The following is a 17,062-nucleotide window of genomic DNA, read 5'->3' on the forward strand; positions in this document are numbered from 1 at the left end:
AAGCCGTTGCCGTCAGGGCGGAGGAGGCCACGGATAGACGGAAAGCTCGCTCGGGTTGTCCGGGGAGGGCCCCCACACGAAGTGGCTCGAGGCACGGGGGGCGATGCCCGCGCTGGACGATTTCGGGTGCAGCACGAATGTCACGCCCTGGGTGGATGGGTTCCAGCGGACGGTGGCGAACGGCCCCTGACCCGCCGGGTTGGCCACGAGGGGCAGGGTGGTGCCGTAGCGCAGCGAGCCCGGGTACAGGGACAACTGGGTCTCGAACTGCACGATGCCCTGGCGCACCATCCCCGTCTCGGTCGCCACGTAACGGTAGAGGACATGGACGGGCATCTGCTCCCCGCGCGACTGGGTCTCCCACGTCCACACCACGTCCTCCTCGAACGCGAGCGGGACGCCGGTCAGGTCGTAGCAGCCCGGGTCGGGCCGGGCCACGTAGCCGCCCGAGGGGCCGAGGACGAAGGGGCAGACGTGGGTGCCGAGGTTGGGCGGCGAGGAGGTGGAGGTGCTGTGCATGAGCCACAGGGTGGCGCCCGCGCGGAGGGCGACCTGGCTGGCGTTGCCCGTGTCCTCCTTCACCCAGGACGTGGAGGGCGCGGCCTGGACGCCCTGCTCCGGGGTGAAGGTGTAGCGGTAGAGCCGGCGGGGGGTGAGCAGCAGGTATTCGTCTTCCGTGGCGAGCCGCGCGAAGGCCTCCTGGTTCGAGAGCGCGTTCGGTGGAAGCGGAGAGGTGCCGGTGAGGGTCAACCCGCCGCTGGCCCCCGCGTCGACGTAGCGCCGCACGCTGCCCTCGGAGGACACCGTCCACACCACGTCCCCGGCCACCTTCGTGCTGCTCTCGCCGAACGCGCCGAGGTCCTGGTGCGTGTTCGGGGTGGCCTTCAACGCGACGTCGTCGCACACCCAGGTGCCGCGTCGCGTGCGGTCGAGATAGAGGCACTCGCGGCCCGGGGTCAGACGCGCCAGCTCCGGGCGGTCGCGGCCGTTCTCGGCGACCTGGACGTCGAACTGGTGGAGGCTGCCCACGGGGGCGAACGCGACGATGGCGTGGTGGCGGCCCAGCCGCGTGGGGGTGAAGCGCACGGTGGCGCCCGTCCGGTCCGGCGTCAGCTCCACGGTGGCCTCCACGGGGAGGTTGTCCGGGTCCGTCAGCGTCACCGTCACCGACTCCGGGAGGGTGTTGGGCGTCAGGGACGTCGTGCCGCAATCGACGGGCAGCGTCGCGACGGCGGGGACGACGGCCTCCTCGTCGACCGCGAACATGCGCGGCGGCGTCGTGGGCGACGGTGCGCCGACGAGGCACACCTCGGGTGGCTGGCCCGGGCAGCCGACGCCCGCCAGCGCCAGCAGGGCGACGGCCCAGCGAGCCCCCCGGGCGCGCGGCGTCATGCCCGCGCCACCGCGCGCTTCCACTTGGCGAGGTGGCGCTCGCGCGTGTCGGCCTTCATCTTCGGCCGGAAGGTCTTCTCCGCCTTCCACGAGCGGCGGATGGCGTCCGTGCTGTCCCAGACGCCCGCGCCGAGTCCTCCCAGGAACGCCGCGCCCAGGCTCGTCGTCTCCAGGTTGCGCGGGCGGACGACGGGGACGCCGAGCAGGTCGGCCTGGTACTGCATGAGCAGGTTGTTGGCCGCGGCGCCGCCGTCCACCTTGAACACGGGGATGTCGCGGCCGCTGTCGCGGCGCATGGCGTCCGCGAGGTCGTGGATCTGCAGGGCGATGCCCTCCAGCACCGCGCGCGCCATGTGGGCCACGGTGGTGGAGCGGTCCATGCCCGCGAAGAGGCCGCGCGCCTCCGGGCGCCAGTGCGGCGCGCCCAGGCCCGCGAGCGCGGGCACGAAGACGACGTCGCCGGAGTCCTTCACGCTGGCGGCGAGCGCCTCGATGTCCGGCGCGCGCTTGATGACGCGCAGCCCGTCACGCATCCACTGCACGGCCGCGCCGGCGATGAAGCTGCTGCCCTCCAGCGCGTAGGTGGTGGTGCCGGTGCCGCCCAGCCGCCACGCCACGGTGGTGAGCAGGCCCGCGGACGAGCGCACCGGCTCCGTGCCCGTGTTCATCAGCAGGAAGGCGCCGGTGCCGTACGTACACTTGGACTCGCCGGGCTCGAAGCACGCCTGGCCGAAGAGGGCGGCCTGCTGGTCCCCGGCCATGCCCGACACGGGGATGCCGTCCGGCAGGCTGCGCATGCCGCGCGTGGTGCCGTACACCTCCGCGGAGCCGCGAATCTGCGGCAGGCACGCGCCGGGCACGCCCAGGAGCGAGCGCATCTCGTCGCTCCACTGGAGCGTGCGCAGGTCCATCAGCAGCGTGCGGCTGGCATTGGACACGTCGGTGACGTGGGTGGTGCCGCCGGTGAGCTTGTAGACGAGCCACGTGTCGATGGTGCCGAAGCACACGTCGCCGCGCTCGGCCTTCGCGCGGACGCCCTTGAGGTGCTCCATCAGCCAGTGCAGCTTGGTGCCGGAGAAGTACGGGTCGATGACCAGGCCCGTCGTCTCGCGCACGCGCGGCTCGGCGCCCTTCTCCTTGAGGTTGCGGCAGTAGTCCGCGGTGCGCCGGTCCTGCCAGACGATGGCGTGGTGCAGGGGCTTGCCCGTGTCGCGGGTCCACAGGCCGGTCGTCTCGCGCTGGTTGGTGATGCCGATGGCGGAGATGTCGCGGCCGTGCAGCCCGGCGTCGCGCAGGGCGCGGGCGATGCACCACTCGCTGGAGGCCCAGATTTCGTCCAGGTCGTGCTCCACCCAAGACGGCTTGGGGAAGTGCTGGGTGAACTCCTTGTAGGACTTGCCCACCACGCGGAGCTTCGAATCGAGGATGGAGACGTGGGTTCCGGTGGTGCCCTGGTCCAGGGCCAGCACGTACTTCGCCTTCGGCATGGGGTGGGTCCTCCCGACGGTGACGGCGCGTTGGACGGGAACCTACTCCACGTCCCAGTCGCATGGGGATGCGGCGTCGACTGGCGGATGGGAACAAATCGCTGGCGGATGCGCGCAAGCGCGCCAACGGCCCCAGAGGCACTGTCCAGCTCGCTCGCCGGGACATGTCGCCCCGGCCCACGACACGAGGACGGACATCATGCGAGTCACCACGAACCTGAAGGCCCTGGCGCTGGGCGCCGCGCTCTCCACCGGCTGCGCGGGGACGCCCTCCGCGCCGAAGGACTCGGAGGTCCAGCACTACACGAGCGACGCGAACGGCTTCGACACGCACTCGTTCTTCTACGACACCGGCGCGGAGGTCGTCGTCTTCGACACGCAGTTCACGGAAGGGGAGGCCCAGAAGGTGCTCGCCGCCATCCGCGCCCGCACGGACCACCCCATCCGCTATGTGGTCGTCACCCACCCCAACCCGGACAAGTTCAACGGCGCGGCGGTGTTCCAGCGCGAGGGCGCGAAGGTGGTGGCGAGCGAGGCCACCGCCGCCGCGATTCCCGCCGTCCACGCGTACAAGAAGTACTACTGGGTCAGCGTCGCCCACGCCTTCACGGAGGAGACGTACCCGGCGCAGGCGAAGGTGGACCTCACGTTCACGGGCACGTTCTCGCTGCCGCTGGAGGGCGACGCGAAGGTGGAGCTGACGGAGCTGAAGCACGCGGGCGTGAGCACCACGCAGACCGTGGCGTACCTGCCCCAGCGGGAGGCGCTCATCGTCGGCGACCTGGTGCACCACGGCGCCCACGCGTGGCTGGAGGGCGGCATCGTGGACGGCAAGGTGCGGCCGGACCTCGCGTCGTGGAAGGCCGCGCTGGAGGAGCTGTCCGCGTGGCCGCGCGCCACGGTGTACGGCGGCCGGGGTGTCTCCGCGCCGGTGGCCGAGGCCATCGCCGCGCAGCAGCGCTACCTGGGCACGGTGGAGTCGCTGGTGTCGGCGTACGCGGCGGAGCTGGGGGGCCGCAAGGCGGAGCTGTGCGGAGACGCGGCGAGCCCGCACTACGCGGAGCTGACGAAGCGCGCGACGGCGGCCTTCCCCGACTACGCGCTGCCGTACATGGTGCAGTACAGCATCTACGGGCTGGTCAACCGCGTCGCGTGCGGCGGGTAGCGCGCGCCGTCGGGCGGGGTGGCAGCGGCGCGCTCCGGGCCACCCGCTGGCGGAAGTCCCGGGGGCGCTCGCCCGTGTAGTCCGTGAAGGCGTGGGTGAACGCGGCGAGGCTCTCGAAGCCCACCGCGTAGGCCGTCTGGGTGACGCGGGCGCCGTCCTCTGCGAGCAGCTCCATGGCGCGCAGCATGCGCGCGTCGTGGAGGAAGCGACGCCACGACGTGCCGGCCTCGTCCTCGAAGCGCCGGGCGAGGGTGCGCTGGGACAGGCCCGCCGCCTTCGCCGCGCCCGCGAGCGTCGCCGCGCCCGAAAGCCGCGCCAGGGTGTAGGCCATGGCGCGCTCCAGCTCCGGCGTCCGGGCCCGGGGTAGGCGCCAGTCGCGCGGCTCCGCGGACCACTCCGTGAGCAGGTGGCCGAGGGTGGAGAAGAAGCTCTCCGCCACCACGTCCCTCGGCGCGCGCTCCGGTCCCCAGCGCGTGGAGTACAGCAGCATCTCCCGCGCGAGCGGTGGCAGGACGAAGACGCGGCACGCGCCCTCCGGCGTCAGCGGGACTCGCGAGGGCTCCAGGTACACCGTGCACAGGGTGGCCGGCTGGGTGGCGCGCACGCGGTGGCGCGTGCCTCCGGCGAGCCAGGCCGCGCGCTGGGGGGGCAGGAGCCACTGGGCCTCGGCGACCTCCAGGTGGAGCGCGCCGCGCGCCGCGTACAGCAACTGGTGGCGCTTGTGCGTGTGCCAGCCGGAGGTGAACGGGGTCAGCTCGTCGGTGAGGCAGAAGGCGGAGGCGGGCGCCGCGTCCACGTCCACCAGGGGCTTGGGCACCGCGACGTCCTCCCGGGTGCGCGAGACAGGGGCGCACCCGGGAGGAGCATATCAACGGCGCCGGTACCAGCTGTTCTCGCAGGCGTTGGCCCGCGTGGCGAAGACGGTGCGGTTGCCGCCCGCGCTCCACTTCGACTGGAACGCCACGCAGCGCGCCTCCGGGTAGAAGGCGCAGGTGTTCGGGAAGAAGCAGTCCATGACGTCCCGGAGGTGGTTCTCCATCGCGGTGCTGAAGCCCTGGGCCGCGGTGCCGGAGCGCCCCAGCGCCCCCATGATGTCGCCGCCGGGCTGGGCCGCGTTGACGACGATGAGCCCACCGTTCGTCTTGCCGATGTAGCAGCCCGTGTTGCCGGTGCACGACTGGCCGATGTCGTAGTTCGTCACCGTGGCGGGAGCACATGCGCGTCCGCCGAACCAGGCGAGGCCCGGGTCGCTCAAGCCGCTCAGCTTCAGGCAGCGGGGGCTGCTGCCTTGCGCCTGATGCGCCTGGCACGTGGTCGCGTCGTAGCTCCAGCAGGCCGCGTTCGGGTCCGCCGCCATCTGGGTGATGAGCTGGTTCACCGTCGACGCGGAGCCACACCAGGACGGACAGCCGATGGGGTCCATGTTGGGGGCGAACACCGTCTGCACCGTCGCCCCGGCGTCCGTCGGGAGGATGTACTCCTCCGTGAGCTGACCGATGCCGTGGCCGAGCAGCTCGTGCTGGAGGATGCCGCGCGAGAAGTCATGCTGCCAGGGCTGGCCCGGGGAGGGGCGCGGCATGTCTCCGCCGAAGTAGGTCGCGCCATAGGAGGCATAGGAGCCCGTCTTGACCGAGATCTGCGCGTCGATGTTGGCGCAGTACAGGAAGCCCTTCGCCGCGCGAGGGTCCGTCGCGGGGTTCTCCACCGCGACGTAGAAGTTCATCTGCCCGTAGTACGCGTTGAAGGGGACGGTCTGCGCCAGCGGCGCCGTCTGACGCCCGCCGGCCTGGGGTGGACCGCTGGGGTCCTCGAGGACGCGGCGCACGTTCTCCTTCAGGGTGAGCAGGGCCGGGTCGGCCAGGTAGTCACTCCAGAACGAGCCGGTGGCGCCAGCCGTGCCCGTCTCCTGGATGATGACGTTGAACTGGTTGCGCAGCCCGTAGCCCTGCTTCTCCGTGCCGAGCACCTGACAGCGCCCGGGGCAGAGCACGTTCGTGGTCGGCATCGGATACCAGGCCTTCGTCTCCTCGACGGTGCCGTTGAGGATGAAGGTCACGTCGTCCTTCTTCTCCGGGAAGCCGAGCCCTTGTATCGAAGCGGAGGCGAACATCCGGCCGTGCTCGTAACGCGCGTTGTTCACGACGAGCTGCGCGCTGCCGTCCCAGCCGCCGTAACGCGTGGACACCTCCAGGTAGTAGTAGCTGCCGTGCGTCAGGTTCACGCCCAGGGGGAAGTTGAACCAGTTGCGCTGGTTGGTGCCGAGCGTGAGGCTGAGCGGGTACTGCTGTGAGAAGACCTCGTTGAGACAGCCGTCGAGGACACGCAGGCGCAGCCAGTCGTCCTGCTTCGATGCGTACACCGGCCCCGAGAACTGCAGCGACACATCCGTCGCGCGGTCCACGTGGTTCATGAAGAGCTGCAGGACGGGACGGTCCGGGGTGATGCCGACGAAGGTTCGGGAGTTGTCGCTGCTGGTGTTGACATTCAAGCGGCTGACCGGTGCCGCCAATGACAGCCACGGCAGCACGATGGCCGCGAGGACGACGAGACGACGCATGAGGATCCCCCTCCAGGAGAACGACTCCTGGCTATACGGGCGTCCCCCGTTTCCTTCGCCCGCGCATGTCGGGGCTCACGTCGGACGGGCGTTGGAGTGGTCCGTGGACTTGCTGACCAGATAGCCGCCATGGCTGATGGCGAGCAGGGCCACGAAGCCTTGTGACAGGGCGGGGAGCGCCTGCGTCTCTCCGCGCCGGACGGCCATGGAGAGGTCGACGAAGTAGCTCACCGCGGCGATGGCGGTGAAATAGAACATCTGCACCTTCGCGAGGTCGATGTGCGCGGTGTCTCCGACCTCGTCTCCCTGGAAGATGTCCGCCATGCGCGCGTCGAGGACGCTCGCGTTCGCGTAGAGGGTGCCTTGTCGTCGCGTCTCCACGGACTCGGGGTTCTCTCCGAGCTGGCTCGCGGTGCTCTGGAGCAGCTTCGCGTCGGGGGTCTTGAGGCGCTTGGCGGCCTGGAGCAGCGGCGTGCCGAGCAGCGACGTGGAGGAGATGCCCATGGCCCACCACAGCTCCTGGGGGATGCTCACGGACGTCGCGTCGGGCGTGCCCGCCCTCACGCGGGCGACGACCATCGTCAGGTAGCCAGCGAGGACGATGACGGTCCACACCACGGCCTGGAAGCGCGACAGGCTCATGAGGTTGCGCTCGCTGATGAGCACGCCGAACGGTGACCCGGTGAGGGTGTAGCCCAGCATCGCGAGGAAGAGCGTCAGCACGCCCGCGGTGGACATGTAGCTCCAGCCGGGCTCGATGAACCACGCCGCCGCGAAGATGCCCAGGGGCAACAGGATGGTGAAGACCACCAGCACCTGGTTCTCCGTCCTCGGACTGGCGGTGGGCACGCTCTTCGCCGGAGTCACCGGCGCGGAACCCGTCTCGTCGCTCATGTCTCCCCCCTCGAGAATGGAGCGCAGCATACCAGCGCCGGGGTCCAGGCTGCTTCGAGGCACCTCCGCGTGACAGTCGCCACGCGCGAGTCACGTGGGACTCAGAACCCGTCGAGCAGACCGTCGAGGACGAGGTCGGGGACCCAGTGGACCCAGTCCACCGCGACCACGGGGTCCTCGCGTCGAGGTGTTCCCGCGATGGCGCCGGAGGAGACGAGCACGGCCTGCGGCCAGCCGGTGAGCCATGCGCCGTACTCGAGTCGGTAGAGGTGGGCCTCGTGGAAACCCGCGAGCAGGGTGTCGGTGTTCGACGAGTGTTTGATCTCCACGACGACGGCGCGCGCGGATGCTCCCGGGTGGTGCAGCATGAGGGTGAGGTCCGGGCGCATGCGTCCGGTGTGCCCCAGGTAGTGCCGCGAGCCCGCCTCCACGGCGCCGGAGTCCAGCGCCGACTGGTTGTAGAAGAGCTGGATGCGCGCGCCGTCCTCCCGAGTCAGCGTGGCCAGCTCCGCGCGCCTGGGGAGCACCGCCGTGCGTTCCATCCGCCAGCGCCCGGGCTGGGTGGTCTTCAGGCGCGTCTCGAGGGACTGGAGCAGTCGGACGGCCACGGCCAGCTCGAAGCGGGTGTGGTCCTTGAGCGGGACGAGCGCGCCCTCCGCGAGCAGTCGCGCGCGGCGCTCCGGGTCGATGGACCCGACGTCCTCCAACCACAGGAACCACTCCCGGGCGAGGGTGTAGCCCGCGTGCCGCGCCATCGTGGCGGCCTTGAGGTGGAAGGCGTCGATGCGCTCCTCGGGAATCTCACGGAGCACGGTGGAGGCGAGCAGGTGGTGGAGCTGCCCTTCACAGGCCTGTGCGTCCTGGCTCCAGCCGTAGCTCGCGGTGACTCCGGCGAGGCGGAGCTTCGCCAGCTCGGCGATGAGTCGGCGCACCGTGGCGCGCAGGAGGAGCTGCTCGGGCAGGTCGAAGCGGCGACGGCGGGCGCGGGTGACGAAGCGGGTGGGGTTGCCGTTGAGGTGGTGCGCGAGCGTGGCCCGTACGTCCAGGCGGCCCTGGTAGCCGCCTTCCCACGTCTTCGCGTGGACCTCCGTGCGCGCGTGGAGCGTGCGGATCAACTCGGGGAGCTGGACCCAGGCGAAGTCCCGCAGGGCGTCCATGCGCGCGGCGAACAGGCTGGCGAGGAGCAGGAGGTGGAGCTGCTCGGGGCGCTGGGTGATGCGCTCCAGGAAGCGCGCCGCGTCCGCCGCGTCGATGCCCTGTCGGTGGGACTCGGGCAGCAGGTAGCCCGGGAAGTGTCCCCGCAGGAAGTCCTCCCACGGCGCGGACGCGGTGGTCATGTCCCGGGCACCGCTCCAGGCGGCCACACCTCCGCGCACTGGGCCTGGAGCTCCTTGCGCGCGGTGTCGGAGGTCCAGCCCTGGAGGGCGGAGAGGAACAGCTCGTGGACCTGTCGCGCGCTGTCCAGCGGGAGCCCTTCGAGCTGCGGCAGGAGGAACATCCCGAGCGCCTCCGCGAGTCCGTCACCGGAGGCCTGACGCCGACGCATGTAGCGCACGATGTCGAGCGCGATGGCGGGGCCGATGTCGCGGTGTCCCAGGAGGCCGTCGCGGCGGAAGAGCCGGGTGATGCGCTGGACGGCGGTCTCCTCGAATGGCGCGTCGAGGCCCGGGCCCAGCGCGGCCTGGGAGATGAGCCGCGCGTAGGCGTCATCCGAGGGCAGGCCGATGTGGATGATGGCGAAGCGCCGCTGCACGGCGTAGGAGAGCCGGAAGAGCGACGTCTTGTCCCACGTGTTCATCGTGGCGAGGACGCGGAACGTGCGAGGCACGCGGTGCGAGCGGCCCGCGTCGAAGCCGATGGAGACGCGGCGACCGCCGTCCAGCTCGAAGGGCGTGTCCGTGCCTCGACCGGCCAGCACGGTCATCAGCTCGCCGAAGGCCTTGTCCACGTCCGCGCGGTTCAGCTCGTCGATGAGCAGCCACTGCCAGGCTTCGAGGGCGCGGAGGAAGGCGCCGGGACGGAAGCGCAGCGAGCTGTCACGCTCCATCGCGTAGCCGCCGATGGTTTCGTAGGTGGACCAGTCCGCCGAGGCGGTCGCCTCGAAGAGTCCCCGACAGTAGCCCTCCGTGCGTGCTGCTTGCGCGAGCGCGTGGGCGACCTCCGTCTTGCCCGTTCCCGGAGGTCCGACGAGCAACAGGTGTTTGCCCGCCGAGAGCGCCGCGCACGCGCGGTCGAGCACACCTGTGGGCAACTCCAGCGTGCCCAGGTGCGCTTGGACGTGGGCCGTCGTGAGGTCCAGGCGCTCCGTGCTCCAGCCCGGAGGCGCGCCCTCGTCGGGGGAGGGGGTGGCGACGACCGGGGCCTCGAGGTCCGTGTCAGGGGCCTCGGTGTCGTCCCCGGGTGTTTCGGCGGAGGAGTTCGCGCGCTCCACCGTGAGCACACGATGCGCATCGTTCGTGCCCGTCTCGCTGGAGAAGAGTCCAGGCCTCCACCCGGTTCCGGAGCGGAGCCGCTCCACTTCCTCCGCGTGCGCGCTCAGCACCTGTCGGCCCAGGTCGGTGATGACGTCACCGTGGGGAGTGCGCTCCGTCAGCCCCAGGGACAACAACCAGTTCCTGCGGAAAGAGGTCTGGTTGGTGGACCTCCAGTCCGTCTCGAGCAGGAGCTTGAGGAGCCGGTGGATCTCCTCACCGCTGGCACCCCTGGGAGCGCTCGTCATCAGGAGCGTCGCGAGGATGCCCTCGTAGTTCGCATGGAGGATGTCGAAGAGGCGGTGAGGTGTTGGGTTTGCGAGGTAGCTCTCTCCGAGCTCGGTGAGGTGAATCAGCCCGTCCGTCTCCGCGGCGAGCCCCAGGTTGGTGAGCATGCGCCGGTAGGTCAGGATGGCTGTCTCGCCATTGACGCCATAGCGCTCCAACAACTGCCGCTCGAACGTCTCGATGGTGCGAGGTTCCTCGGCGAGCCATGCGAGCAGGGTGTCGAGGGTCTCCTTGTACTGCCTCACGCCGCCGGGCAGGGGCCAGATGCCGGCTCGCTTCGCGGAGGGCTCCGGTGCGTCCTCACCGCGAGGCGCCTCGAGCGGCACCACCTCCGGCCGGAACGGCATGCTCCCTCCGGGCACGTCGGCCTCCGCGCGCACGAGGAACGGCAGCTTGAGCAACGCGAGGTGGACGAGCCTCCGGAACGCCTCCGCGTGGGAGGGGAGGACCTCCAGGTTCGGCAGTCGCACGCGGAAGGCCTCGGCGCGCGACACGGAGGGCATGGGAATCCCCGCGCGCCTGACGACGGCGCGCAGCGCGGCCTGGGCTCCCTCCGACGCGCCGCCCCTGTCCCGGCGTTTGACGATGCTGGTGTTCGCCAGGACGTCGACCTCGCCCTCCTCGGGCGCGTCGCGCAGGGGCAGCGCGAGGGTGATCCAGACCAGCTCCTGTCGGGGCTCGACGAGCATGACCCGCAGCGCCACGAGGTGGTTGTAGGGCTGGCCCCGGAAATGGTCCGCCTGGACGAGCAGCGTCCGGGAGCCTCCCGTCCACGTGCACTCGGCTTGCACGGCGCCGGGCCAGGGGCCATCGAGCCGCTCGTCCAGGTCACGCTGTCCCTCGACATGCAGGCGCGGCCACGGCGGTGGCGGCAGTCGCTTCACCGTGACGGTGACCGCGGTCCCTTCGATGTCGAGCGACAGGTCCGTCGCCGCGTCGAGGATGGCGCGCGCCACATGCAGGGCGCGCTGATTGGCGTCATGTCGTTGCAGCGGAGAAGTAAGCACCCGGGTCCTTGCCTCGTCGCCGTCCACCAGCGCGAGAGGCATTCAACACCAACAGCCGGCGCCCCGGGCCAACCATCCGCGACGGGTCTACTTCGCCTCGGGCATCCCGCGGGTCGTCGTCCCGGTGCGCGCGTGGGCCGCGAGGTCCGCGTAGCCCGTCAGCTCCACGTAGCCCCGGCCCGCCACGGGCCTGCCCTCACGGCTGCCCTCCAGGTCCACGCTGCCCTCCCAGTAGCGCACGCTCACCGGCAGCTCCTGGTCCGCCACCTTCGGCGTCACCGTCAGCTCCAACCCCAGCTTCGCCACGCGCAGGTTCCACCGCGCCGGATACTCCCCGCCGCGAGGGCTCTTCCACGTCTTCGACACGGCCAGCGCCACGTCGTCCCGGGAGAGATGCACCGGCGCGCTGTCGGCCGCGCTCGCGGGAGGGACCCACGTCCCCGAGCTGAACGGGTCCGACGCGCCGTTCCGGTCGCGCAGTTGGTAGAACATCAGCTCGCTGCCGTCGGAGAGCTGGAGCGAGAACCAATCCCAGCCCACCTGGTTCGGGCCGAGCGCGCTGGTGCTCCATTCCCGGTCCATCCAGCTCTCGCCCGTCACCGCGTAGCGCTTGCCCTCCACCTGCACCGTGCCGCGCGAGGGCATGCGCGTCATCGAGTAGTAGTACGACGCGTTCCCAGGCTCCGCGCTCTTCTGGCTCAGTCCCCGGTCTCCCTCGAGGACCGGCGGCTTGCCCGGCTCCAGCGTCAGCTCCAGCGAGGCCTCGTCCGTCTCCGCGTGCAGCCGCACCGGCCACATCGCCTCGCCGGTGCTCTGCGCGCCCCAGCCCTCGAGCCACACGCGGAAGGGGCGGGTGTTCGCGCCCGCCAGCCCCAGCGATGCGCGGCTGAAGCGCTCGGCGACATGGAACCGCCCGGCGGAGACGTCCGTCACGGTGAAGTGCCCCAGGTACACGTCGCGCGTGCCCCAGGCCGACTCGCGAGGCGCGGCCTCGGGCGCGAGCGCGTTGCGGAACAGCGTGAACTGATAGCCGAACGCGCGTCCGTCCGCGGTCTCGAGGTTCCCCGTCCAGTACCACCACTCGGTGCGGAACGCGGGGTGGGGGCCGTGGTCCTCGGGGAACACGAAGTCGCGAGGCGTGAAGGCGCGCGCGAAGCCCTCCGTGCCGCCGTCCCCTCCACCGCCCAGGGCCGATGCCACCGTGAGCGCGCCGCCCCGCTGCGAGACAGGGGCCTGCGTCTCGCGCGTGACGAACCAGGCGGCCACCGCGAGCGCGCCCAGCGCCGTCGCGACTCCGATGACGAGTCCTCGTCCATGGCTCATGACGTCACTCCTCCCTCAGCGCGAGCGCGGGGTTGGCGCGCGCCATCCGCCACGCCGGGTAGAGGCCCGCGAGCGCCGAGGCCACCAGGGCCAACAGCATCGCCTGGACCAGCGTCTCCGGTGTCACCACGAGCCGCAGCGTCCAGCCGAACGAGCGTCGGTTGATGACGTGGACGAGGATGTACGCGAGCCCCACGCCCAGGGGCAGGGAGAACAGCCCCGCCAGCAACCCGAGCAGCCCCGTCTGGAGCGACACCAGCCCCCAGAGCTGTCCCGGGGTCAGCCCCGTGGCGCGCATCACCGCCAGCTCGCGGGCGCGCTCCATCTGGAGCGACATCAGCGCGCTGAGCACCCCCACGAAGGCGACGCCGATGGCCAGCAAGCGGAGCACCTGCGTAATCGTGAAGGTGCGGTCGAACACGTCCAGCGACGCCTGCCGCAGCGAGCGGTTGGGCCGCACCATCAGCGCCTGCGTGTCGCCCACGCGCTCGCGCGCCGCCGTCACCAGCGCGTCCACGTCCTGGCCGGGCGCGGCGTACAGGGCCACGCCGCTGACGCCCCGGTCGTCGTACCAGCGCTCGTAGGTGGCGCGCGGCATGAGCATCGTGCCCACGTCGGAGCCGTAGTCGAAGTACACGCCCACGATGCGGAAGTCGTGAGGCCCCTCGTCCGTGGCCAGCCGCACGGTGTCTCCGACGCCCACGTTCCGGTGGAAGCCGAACGGCTCGGAGACGATGAGGGTGTCGGGAGAGGCATCCAGCTCGCGCCACACCGTGGCCGCGTCGCCCTCCTTGAAGCGGTAGGGCCGCGCGCCGGTGCGCGAGAAGTCGACCACCAGCAGGTCCGTGGGGATGTCGTTCGCGCGCGCCTTCACCACGCGGATGGTGCTGCTGCCCGCGACGCCCGGCGTGGCGCGCAGGCGCTCCGCGAGCCCCGGCGCCAGGGTGGCGTCCCCTCGCCGCGCGACGAGCGAGGGCGGAGAGATGAACACATCCGCCTGGAGCGACGTCTCCAGCCACGACACCACCGTGCCCCGGAAGCTGGACACCATGAGCCCCACGCCCACGGTGGTGGCCACGGCGACCATCAGCGCCGCGAGCGCCACCGCCGTGCGGCTCAGGCTCGTGCGCACGCCCCGGGCCGCCATGCGCCCCAGCAGTCCGAAGGCGCCCCCCAGGGGCCCCGTGGCGAGCGAGGACAGCCGCTCCGTCAGCCACGGCACCAGCAGCGCCGCGCCCAGCAGCACCGCGAAGAGGCCCGCGTACGCGGGCAGCAGCGCCTGCGTCGACCACGCGAGGAGCACCACGCCGAGCCCCAGCACGCCCAGCCCCAGCAGGGCCAGCCTCGGCGCGCGCGAGCGCGAGCCTTCCTCCAGCGTCGAGCGCCGCAGCGTCGTCACGGGCGCCGAGCGCGCCGCCTCCCACGCGGGCACCAGCGCCGCCAGCAGCGTGGCGCCCAGCCCCAGCGTCAGGCCCTTGGCCAGCGTGAGCGGCTCCAACGCCAGCCGCCGCACGCTCACCACGAAATACAAGTCATTGAGTGTCTGGGTGACGAGCCCCACCAACCCGCGCCCCAACAAGATGCCCAGCAGCACGCCCGCCACCGTGCCGATGACGCCGAGCACCAGCGCCTCGCCCAGCACGAGCGCGAACAATTCGCCCCGGGTGATGCCCACCGCGCGCAGCCGCCCGAGCATCCCGCGCCGCTGCACCACGGAGAACGTCATCGTGTTGTAGATGAGGAACATCCCCACCACGAGCGCCAGCAGCGACAGCGCGGTCAGGTTGGTGCGGAAGGCCCGCGTCATCTGCTCCACCGTGCCCGCCCGCGCCGCCGCGCGCAGCAGCTCCACGCCCTGGGGCAGCGTCGCCTCCAGTCGCTTCGCCTCCGCCTCGCCGCCCGGCAGCCGCAGGTCCACCCGCGTCAGGCGCCCCTCCTTGCCCAGCACCTCCTGGGCGGTGGAGATGTCCGTCAACACCAGGGCCTCCAGCGCCCGCGCCGTGTCCTCGTCCGCGGGCGCCAGCAGCGCCGCCACGCGCAGCACGACCTGTCGCCCCTCCACGCGCACCGGCAGCTCGCCGCCCGCGGAGACCCCCAGCGCCCTCGCGGCGCGCTCGCTCAGGAGCACCGTGCCCGGCCGCGTGAGCAGCTGGCCCACGTCGCCCACGGCCTCGCCGCGCGCGTAGTCCCGGAAGGGCCCCTCCGCGAACGGGTCCACGCCCAGCACGGTGAGCGTGCGCAGGTCGCCCACCGCCGCCTGGACGTAGCCCTCCACCACCGGCGCGGACACGGGCGCGCCCGGCCGCAGGCGCAGGTCCCGGTAGACGTCCTCCGACAGGCCCGACGTGCCGCCCACCAGCTGGTGCGTGGCGCGGCCAGCCACCGCGTCCGTCGAACGCTCGAAGGCGCGCAGCGCGCTGCCGCTCGCCAGGTCGATGGACACCACCACCGCCACGCCCAGCGCGATGCCCAGCAGCGACAGCGCCGTGAGCCACGGATGGCGTCCCAGGTGCCGCAGGCTCGAATGCACGAGCAGGCGCCTCATCCGCGCGGCTCCTTGCGCGGGGTCTCGCGCACCACCAGCCGCCCGCCCGCCATCTCCAGCACCCGGTCCGCGCGGGCCATCAACCCCGGCTCGTGCGTGACGACCAGCGCGCACGCGTCCCCCTGGCGCGTGAGCCCCTCCAGCAGGTCCAGCACCTGCCGGCCCGTGGCCTCGTCCAGGTTGCCGGTGGGCTCGTCGGCGAGGAGCAGCGGCGGCGCGTGGGCCAACGCCCGCGCCACCGCGACGCGCTGCTGCTCGCCGCCGGAGAGCCGGTCCGGGAAGCTGTGCGCGCGAGTCCCCAACCCCACGCGCTCCAACAGCGCCCGCGCCCGCTCGCCCGACTCCGCCGCGCTCCGCCCGTTCAGCTCCAGCGGCAGCCGCACGTTCTCCTCCACCGTCAGCGTGGGCAGCAGGTTGAAGGCCTGGAAGATGAAGCCCACCCGCTCGCGGCGCAGCAGCGTGCGCTCGCGCTCGCTCATCCCGCCCAGGTCGCGCCCCTGCACCCGGACCTCGCCCCGGGTGGGCAGGTCGATGCCGCTGATGAGGTTGAGCAGCGTGGACTTGCCGGAGCCGCTGCGCCCCAGCAGCACCACGAACTCGCCCCGGCGCAGCGTCAGCCGGACGCCGGAGAGCACCTCGCGCGAGGTGTCTCCCTCCACGTAGGACTTGGTGACGTCACGCAGCTCGACGAGGGGCGGGGAGTCGGACACGGACATGGGCCCACATTTGATACACGCGGGGCGCGGGTTTCGCCGCCGCTCCGCGTGGCGTCATGTGTGCGCGGGTTGTGGCTCCCATTCCCCGAAGTGTCGCCACCGGGCCAGGAAGTCCCCCACCTCCGAGGCGAGCAGGGGCCCGTCCACGTCCCGGGGGATGACGTGGAAGCCGCGCCGCAGCGACACGCACCGCACGGACGGCGAGGCCGTCAGGTGGCGCGCCAGCCAATGGCCACCCTCCGGGTCCACCACGTGGTCCTGCTCCGCCACCGCCACCAGGGTGGGACACTGGACGCGGGACACCTGCCGGGTCGCCTGGTCCTGGAGCGCGCACAGGTCGCGCAGGCGCGCCACGGGGAAGGCGGGCAACACCGGCGCCTGGGCCAGCGCCTCCGGGTCGGAGATGTCCGTGCCCGTCTTCCGCACCCAGGGCCGCGCCCACTCCAGCACCGGCGTGCGCGCCAACTGCCGCACGAGCCGCATGCGCGCGCCCTGGAAGCGCAGCGCCGGCGCCACCAGCACCAGCGCGCGCACCAGGTCGGGATGCTCCGCCGCCAGCCCCAACGCCAGCAGCGCGCCCATGGACAGCCCCGCCACGGCGACCCGCCGGTGTCCACCGCCCAGCGCGCGCAGCGCCGCCACCGCCTCGTCGCGCCAGTCCCGCCACGTGACGCGCAGCAGCGCCTGCGGGGTGGTGCCATGCCCTGGGAGTCGTGGCGCCACCACGTGCATTCCCCGGGCCGCCAGGGCCTCACCCAGGGGTCGCACGTCCCAGGGACTGCCCGTGAAGCCGTGGAGAATCAGGCAGGTCTCGTCGCCCCGACCCAGCTCGAAGGGGGCGGTCTTGTCCGGTTCCAGGGCCCGCGACGCATTCATGAGGACACGCTGGTCACGCGGGGGCGCAGGCGCTATGCCCCCTGCCTCATGGCGGACACTCCGAAGCCCCCGGACATGCAGTTGCAGATTCAAATCGACGAGGACGTGGCCAACGGTCAGTACGTCAACATGGCCCTCGTGAACCACACCGACACGGAGTTCACCCTGGACTTCATCTACGTCCAGCCGCAGCAGCTCCGCGCCAAGGTGCGCTCGCGCATCATCACCAGCCCCAAGCACATGAAGCGGTTGATGCTGGCCATGCAGGACAACCTCAACCGCTACGAGGCCAAGTACGGCCCCATCGTCCTGCGCGAGGACGACGCGGGCGTGCACTGACG

General features: G+C 71.7%; 13 protein-coding genes. 2 read left to right on the forward strand and 11 right to left on the reverse strand.

The features are described 5' to 3' along the window. Positions 1 to 12 precede the first annotated feature (12 nt). Entirely contained in the window at positions 13 to 1,392 is a 1,380-nt protein-coding gene (locus LZ198_RS13130; protein ID WP_253972273.1) for a hypothetical protein, read from the reverse strand. Beyond that, positions 1,389 to 2,879 carry a glycerol kinase GlpK gene (gene glpK, locus LZ198_RS13135; RefSeq protein WP_253972274.1) on the reverse strand — a complete coding sequence of 497 codons (1,491 nt, stop codon included), beginning with the start codon at positions 2,877 to 2,879 and terminating at the stop codon, positions 1,389 to 1,391. Before glpK ends, LZ198_RS13130 begins: the two co-directional genes overlap by 4 nt. 199 nt (positions 2,880 to 3,078) lie before the next feature. On the opposite strand from glpK, the gene LZ198_RS13140 reads away from it, so the two are divergent. Beyond that, positions 3,079 to 4,044 (forward strand): MBL fold metallo-hydrolase, encoded by a 966-nt coding sequence (locus tag LZ198_RS13140; protein WP_253972275.1) that lies wholly within the window; start codon positions 3,079 to 3,081, stop codon positions 4,042 to 4,044. Here the strand turns inward: LZ198_RS13140 and LZ198_RS13145 are convergent. From LZ198_RS13145 to LZ198_RS13185, 9 genes are all read right to left on the reverse strand, one after another. Continuing rightward, positions 4,019 to 4,861 carry an AraC family transcriptional regulator gene (locus LZ198_RS13145; RefSeq protein WP_253972276.1) on the reverse strand — a complete coding sequence of 281 codons (843 nt, stop codon included), beginning with the start codon at positions 4,859 to 4,861 and terminating at the stop codon, positions 4,019 to 4,021. The genes LZ198_RS13140 and LZ198_RS13145 overlap by 26 nt on opposite strands. 51 nt (positions 4,862 to 4,912) lie before the next feature. Then, positions 4,913 to 6,601: a hydrophobin family protein gene (locus tag LZ198_RS13150; RefSeq protein ID WP_253972277.1), complete on the reverse strand. Its 1,689-nt coding sequence runs from the start codon at positions 6,599 to 6,601 to the stop codon at positions 4,913 to 4,915. Positions 6,602 to 6,676: 75 nt separating this feature from the next. Then, positions 6,677 to 7,495, reverse strand: a complete 819-nt coding sequence (locus LZ198_RS13155; protein WP_253972278.1) for a hypothetical protein — start codon at positions 7,493 to 7,495, stop codon at positions 6,677 to 6,679. A gap of 101 nt (positions 7,496 to 7,596) precedes the next feature. Continuing rightward, complete coding sequence (locus LZ198_RS13160) at positions 7,597 to 8,832, reverse strand: hypothetical protein (RefSeq protein WP_253972279.1); 1,236 nt, start codon at positions 8,830 to 8,832, stop codon at positions 7,597 to 7,599. Beyond that, entirely contained in the window at positions 8,829 to 11,303 is a 2,475-nt protein-coding gene (locus tag LZ198_RS13165; protein ID WP_253972280.1) for an AAA family ATPase, read from the reverse strand. The genes LZ198_RS13160 and LZ198_RS13165 overlap by 4 nt, the downstream gene beginning before the upstream one ends. A 45-nt stretch (positions 11,304 to 11,348) precedes the next feature. After that, a complete protein-coding gene (locus tag LZ198_RS13170) occupies positions 11,349 to 12,584 on the reverse strand; it encodes a lipocalin-like domain-containing protein (RefSeq protein WP_253972281.1) in 1,236 nt (411 codons plus the stop codon). A gap of 4 nt (positions 12,585 to 12,588) precedes the next feature. After that, on the reverse strand, positions 12,589 to 15,129 hold the full coding sequence (locus LZ198_RS13175; RefSeq protein WP_253972282.1) for an FtsX-like permease family protein: 2,541 nt from the start codon (positions 15,127 to 15,129) through the stop codon (positions 12,589 to 12,591). Then, on the reverse strand, positions 15,126 to 15,845 hold the full coding sequence (locus LZ198_RS13180) for an ABC transporter ATP-binding protein (RefSeq protein WP_253972283.1): 720 nt from the start codon (positions 15,843 to 15,845) through the stop codon (positions 15,126 to 15,128). Before LZ198_RS13180 ends, LZ198_RS13175 begins: the two co-directional genes overlap by 4 nt. Positions 15,846 to 15,899: 54 nt before the next feature. Further along, positions 15,900 to 16,703, reverse strand: coding sequence for an alpha/beta hydrolase (locus LZ198_RS13185; RefSeq protein ID WP_253972343.1), 804 nt, complete (start codon positions 16,701 to 16,703; stop codon positions 15,900 to 15,902). A 66-nt stretch (positions 16,704 to 16,769) separates the two neighbouring features. On the opposite strand from LZ198_RS13185, the gene LZ198_RS13190 reads away from it, so the two are divergent. Next, complete coding sequence (locus LZ198_RS13190; protein WP_253972284.1) at positions 16,770 to 17,060, forward strand: DUF3467 domain-containing protein; 291 nt, start codon at positions 16,770 to 16,772, stop codon at positions 17,058 to 17,060. The last annotated feature ends 2 nt before the right edge of the window (positions 17,061 to 17,062 follow it).

The organism is Myxococcus dinghuensis, assembly GCF_024198235.1.
GTDB lineage: Bacteria > Myxococcota > Myxococcia > Myxococcales > Myxococcaceae > Myxococcus > Myxococcus dinghuensis.

Bases quoted from the DNA above. Each gene is read 5' to 3' on its own strand.
- LZ198_RS13130 (WP_253972273.1), bottom strand. From the start codon at position 1,392: ATGACGCCGCGCGCCCGGGGGGCTCGCTGGGCCGTCGCCCTGCTGGCG.
- glpK (WP_253972274.1), bottom strand. From the start codon at position 2,879: ATGCCGAAGGCGAAGTACGTGCTGGCCCTGGACCAGGGCACCACCGGA.
- LZ198_RS13140 (WP_253972275.1), top strand. From the start codon at position 3,079: ATGCGAGTCACCACGAACCTGAAGGCCCTGGCGCTGGGCGCCGCGCTC.
- LZ198_RS13150 (WP_253972277.1), bottom strand. From the start codon at position 6,601: ATGCGTCGTCTCGTCGTCCTCGCGGCCATCGTGCTGCCGTGGCTGTCA.
- LZ198_RS13155 (WP_253972278.1), bottom strand. From the start codon at position 7,495: ATGAGCGACGAGACGGGTTCCGCGCCGGTGACTCCGGCGAAGAGCGTG.
- LZ198_RS13160 (WP_253972279.1), bottom strand. From the start codon at position 8,832: ATGACCACCGCGTCCGCGCCGTGGGAGGACTTCCTGCGGGGACACTTC.
- LZ198_RS13165 (WP_253972280.1), bottom strand. From the start codon at position 11,303: ATGCCTCTCGCGCTGGTGGACGGCGACGAGGCAAGGACCCGGGTGCTT.
- LZ198_RS13170 (WP_253972281.1), bottom strand. From the start codon at position 12,584: ATGAGCCATGGACGAGGACTCGTCATCGGAGTCGCGACGGCGCTGGGC.
- LZ198_RS13175 (WP_253972282.1), bottom strand. From the start codon at position 15,129: ATGAGGCGCCTGCTCGTGCATTCGAGCCTGCGGCACCTGGGACGCCAT.
- LZ198_RS13180 (WP_253972283.1), bottom strand. From the start codon at position 15,845: ATGTCCGTGTCCGACTCCCCGCCCCTCGTCGAGCTGCGTGACGTCACC.
- LZ198_RS13190 (WP_253972284.1), top strand. From the start codon at position 16,770: ATGGCGGACACTCCGAAGCCCCCGGACATGCAGTTGCAGATTCAAATC.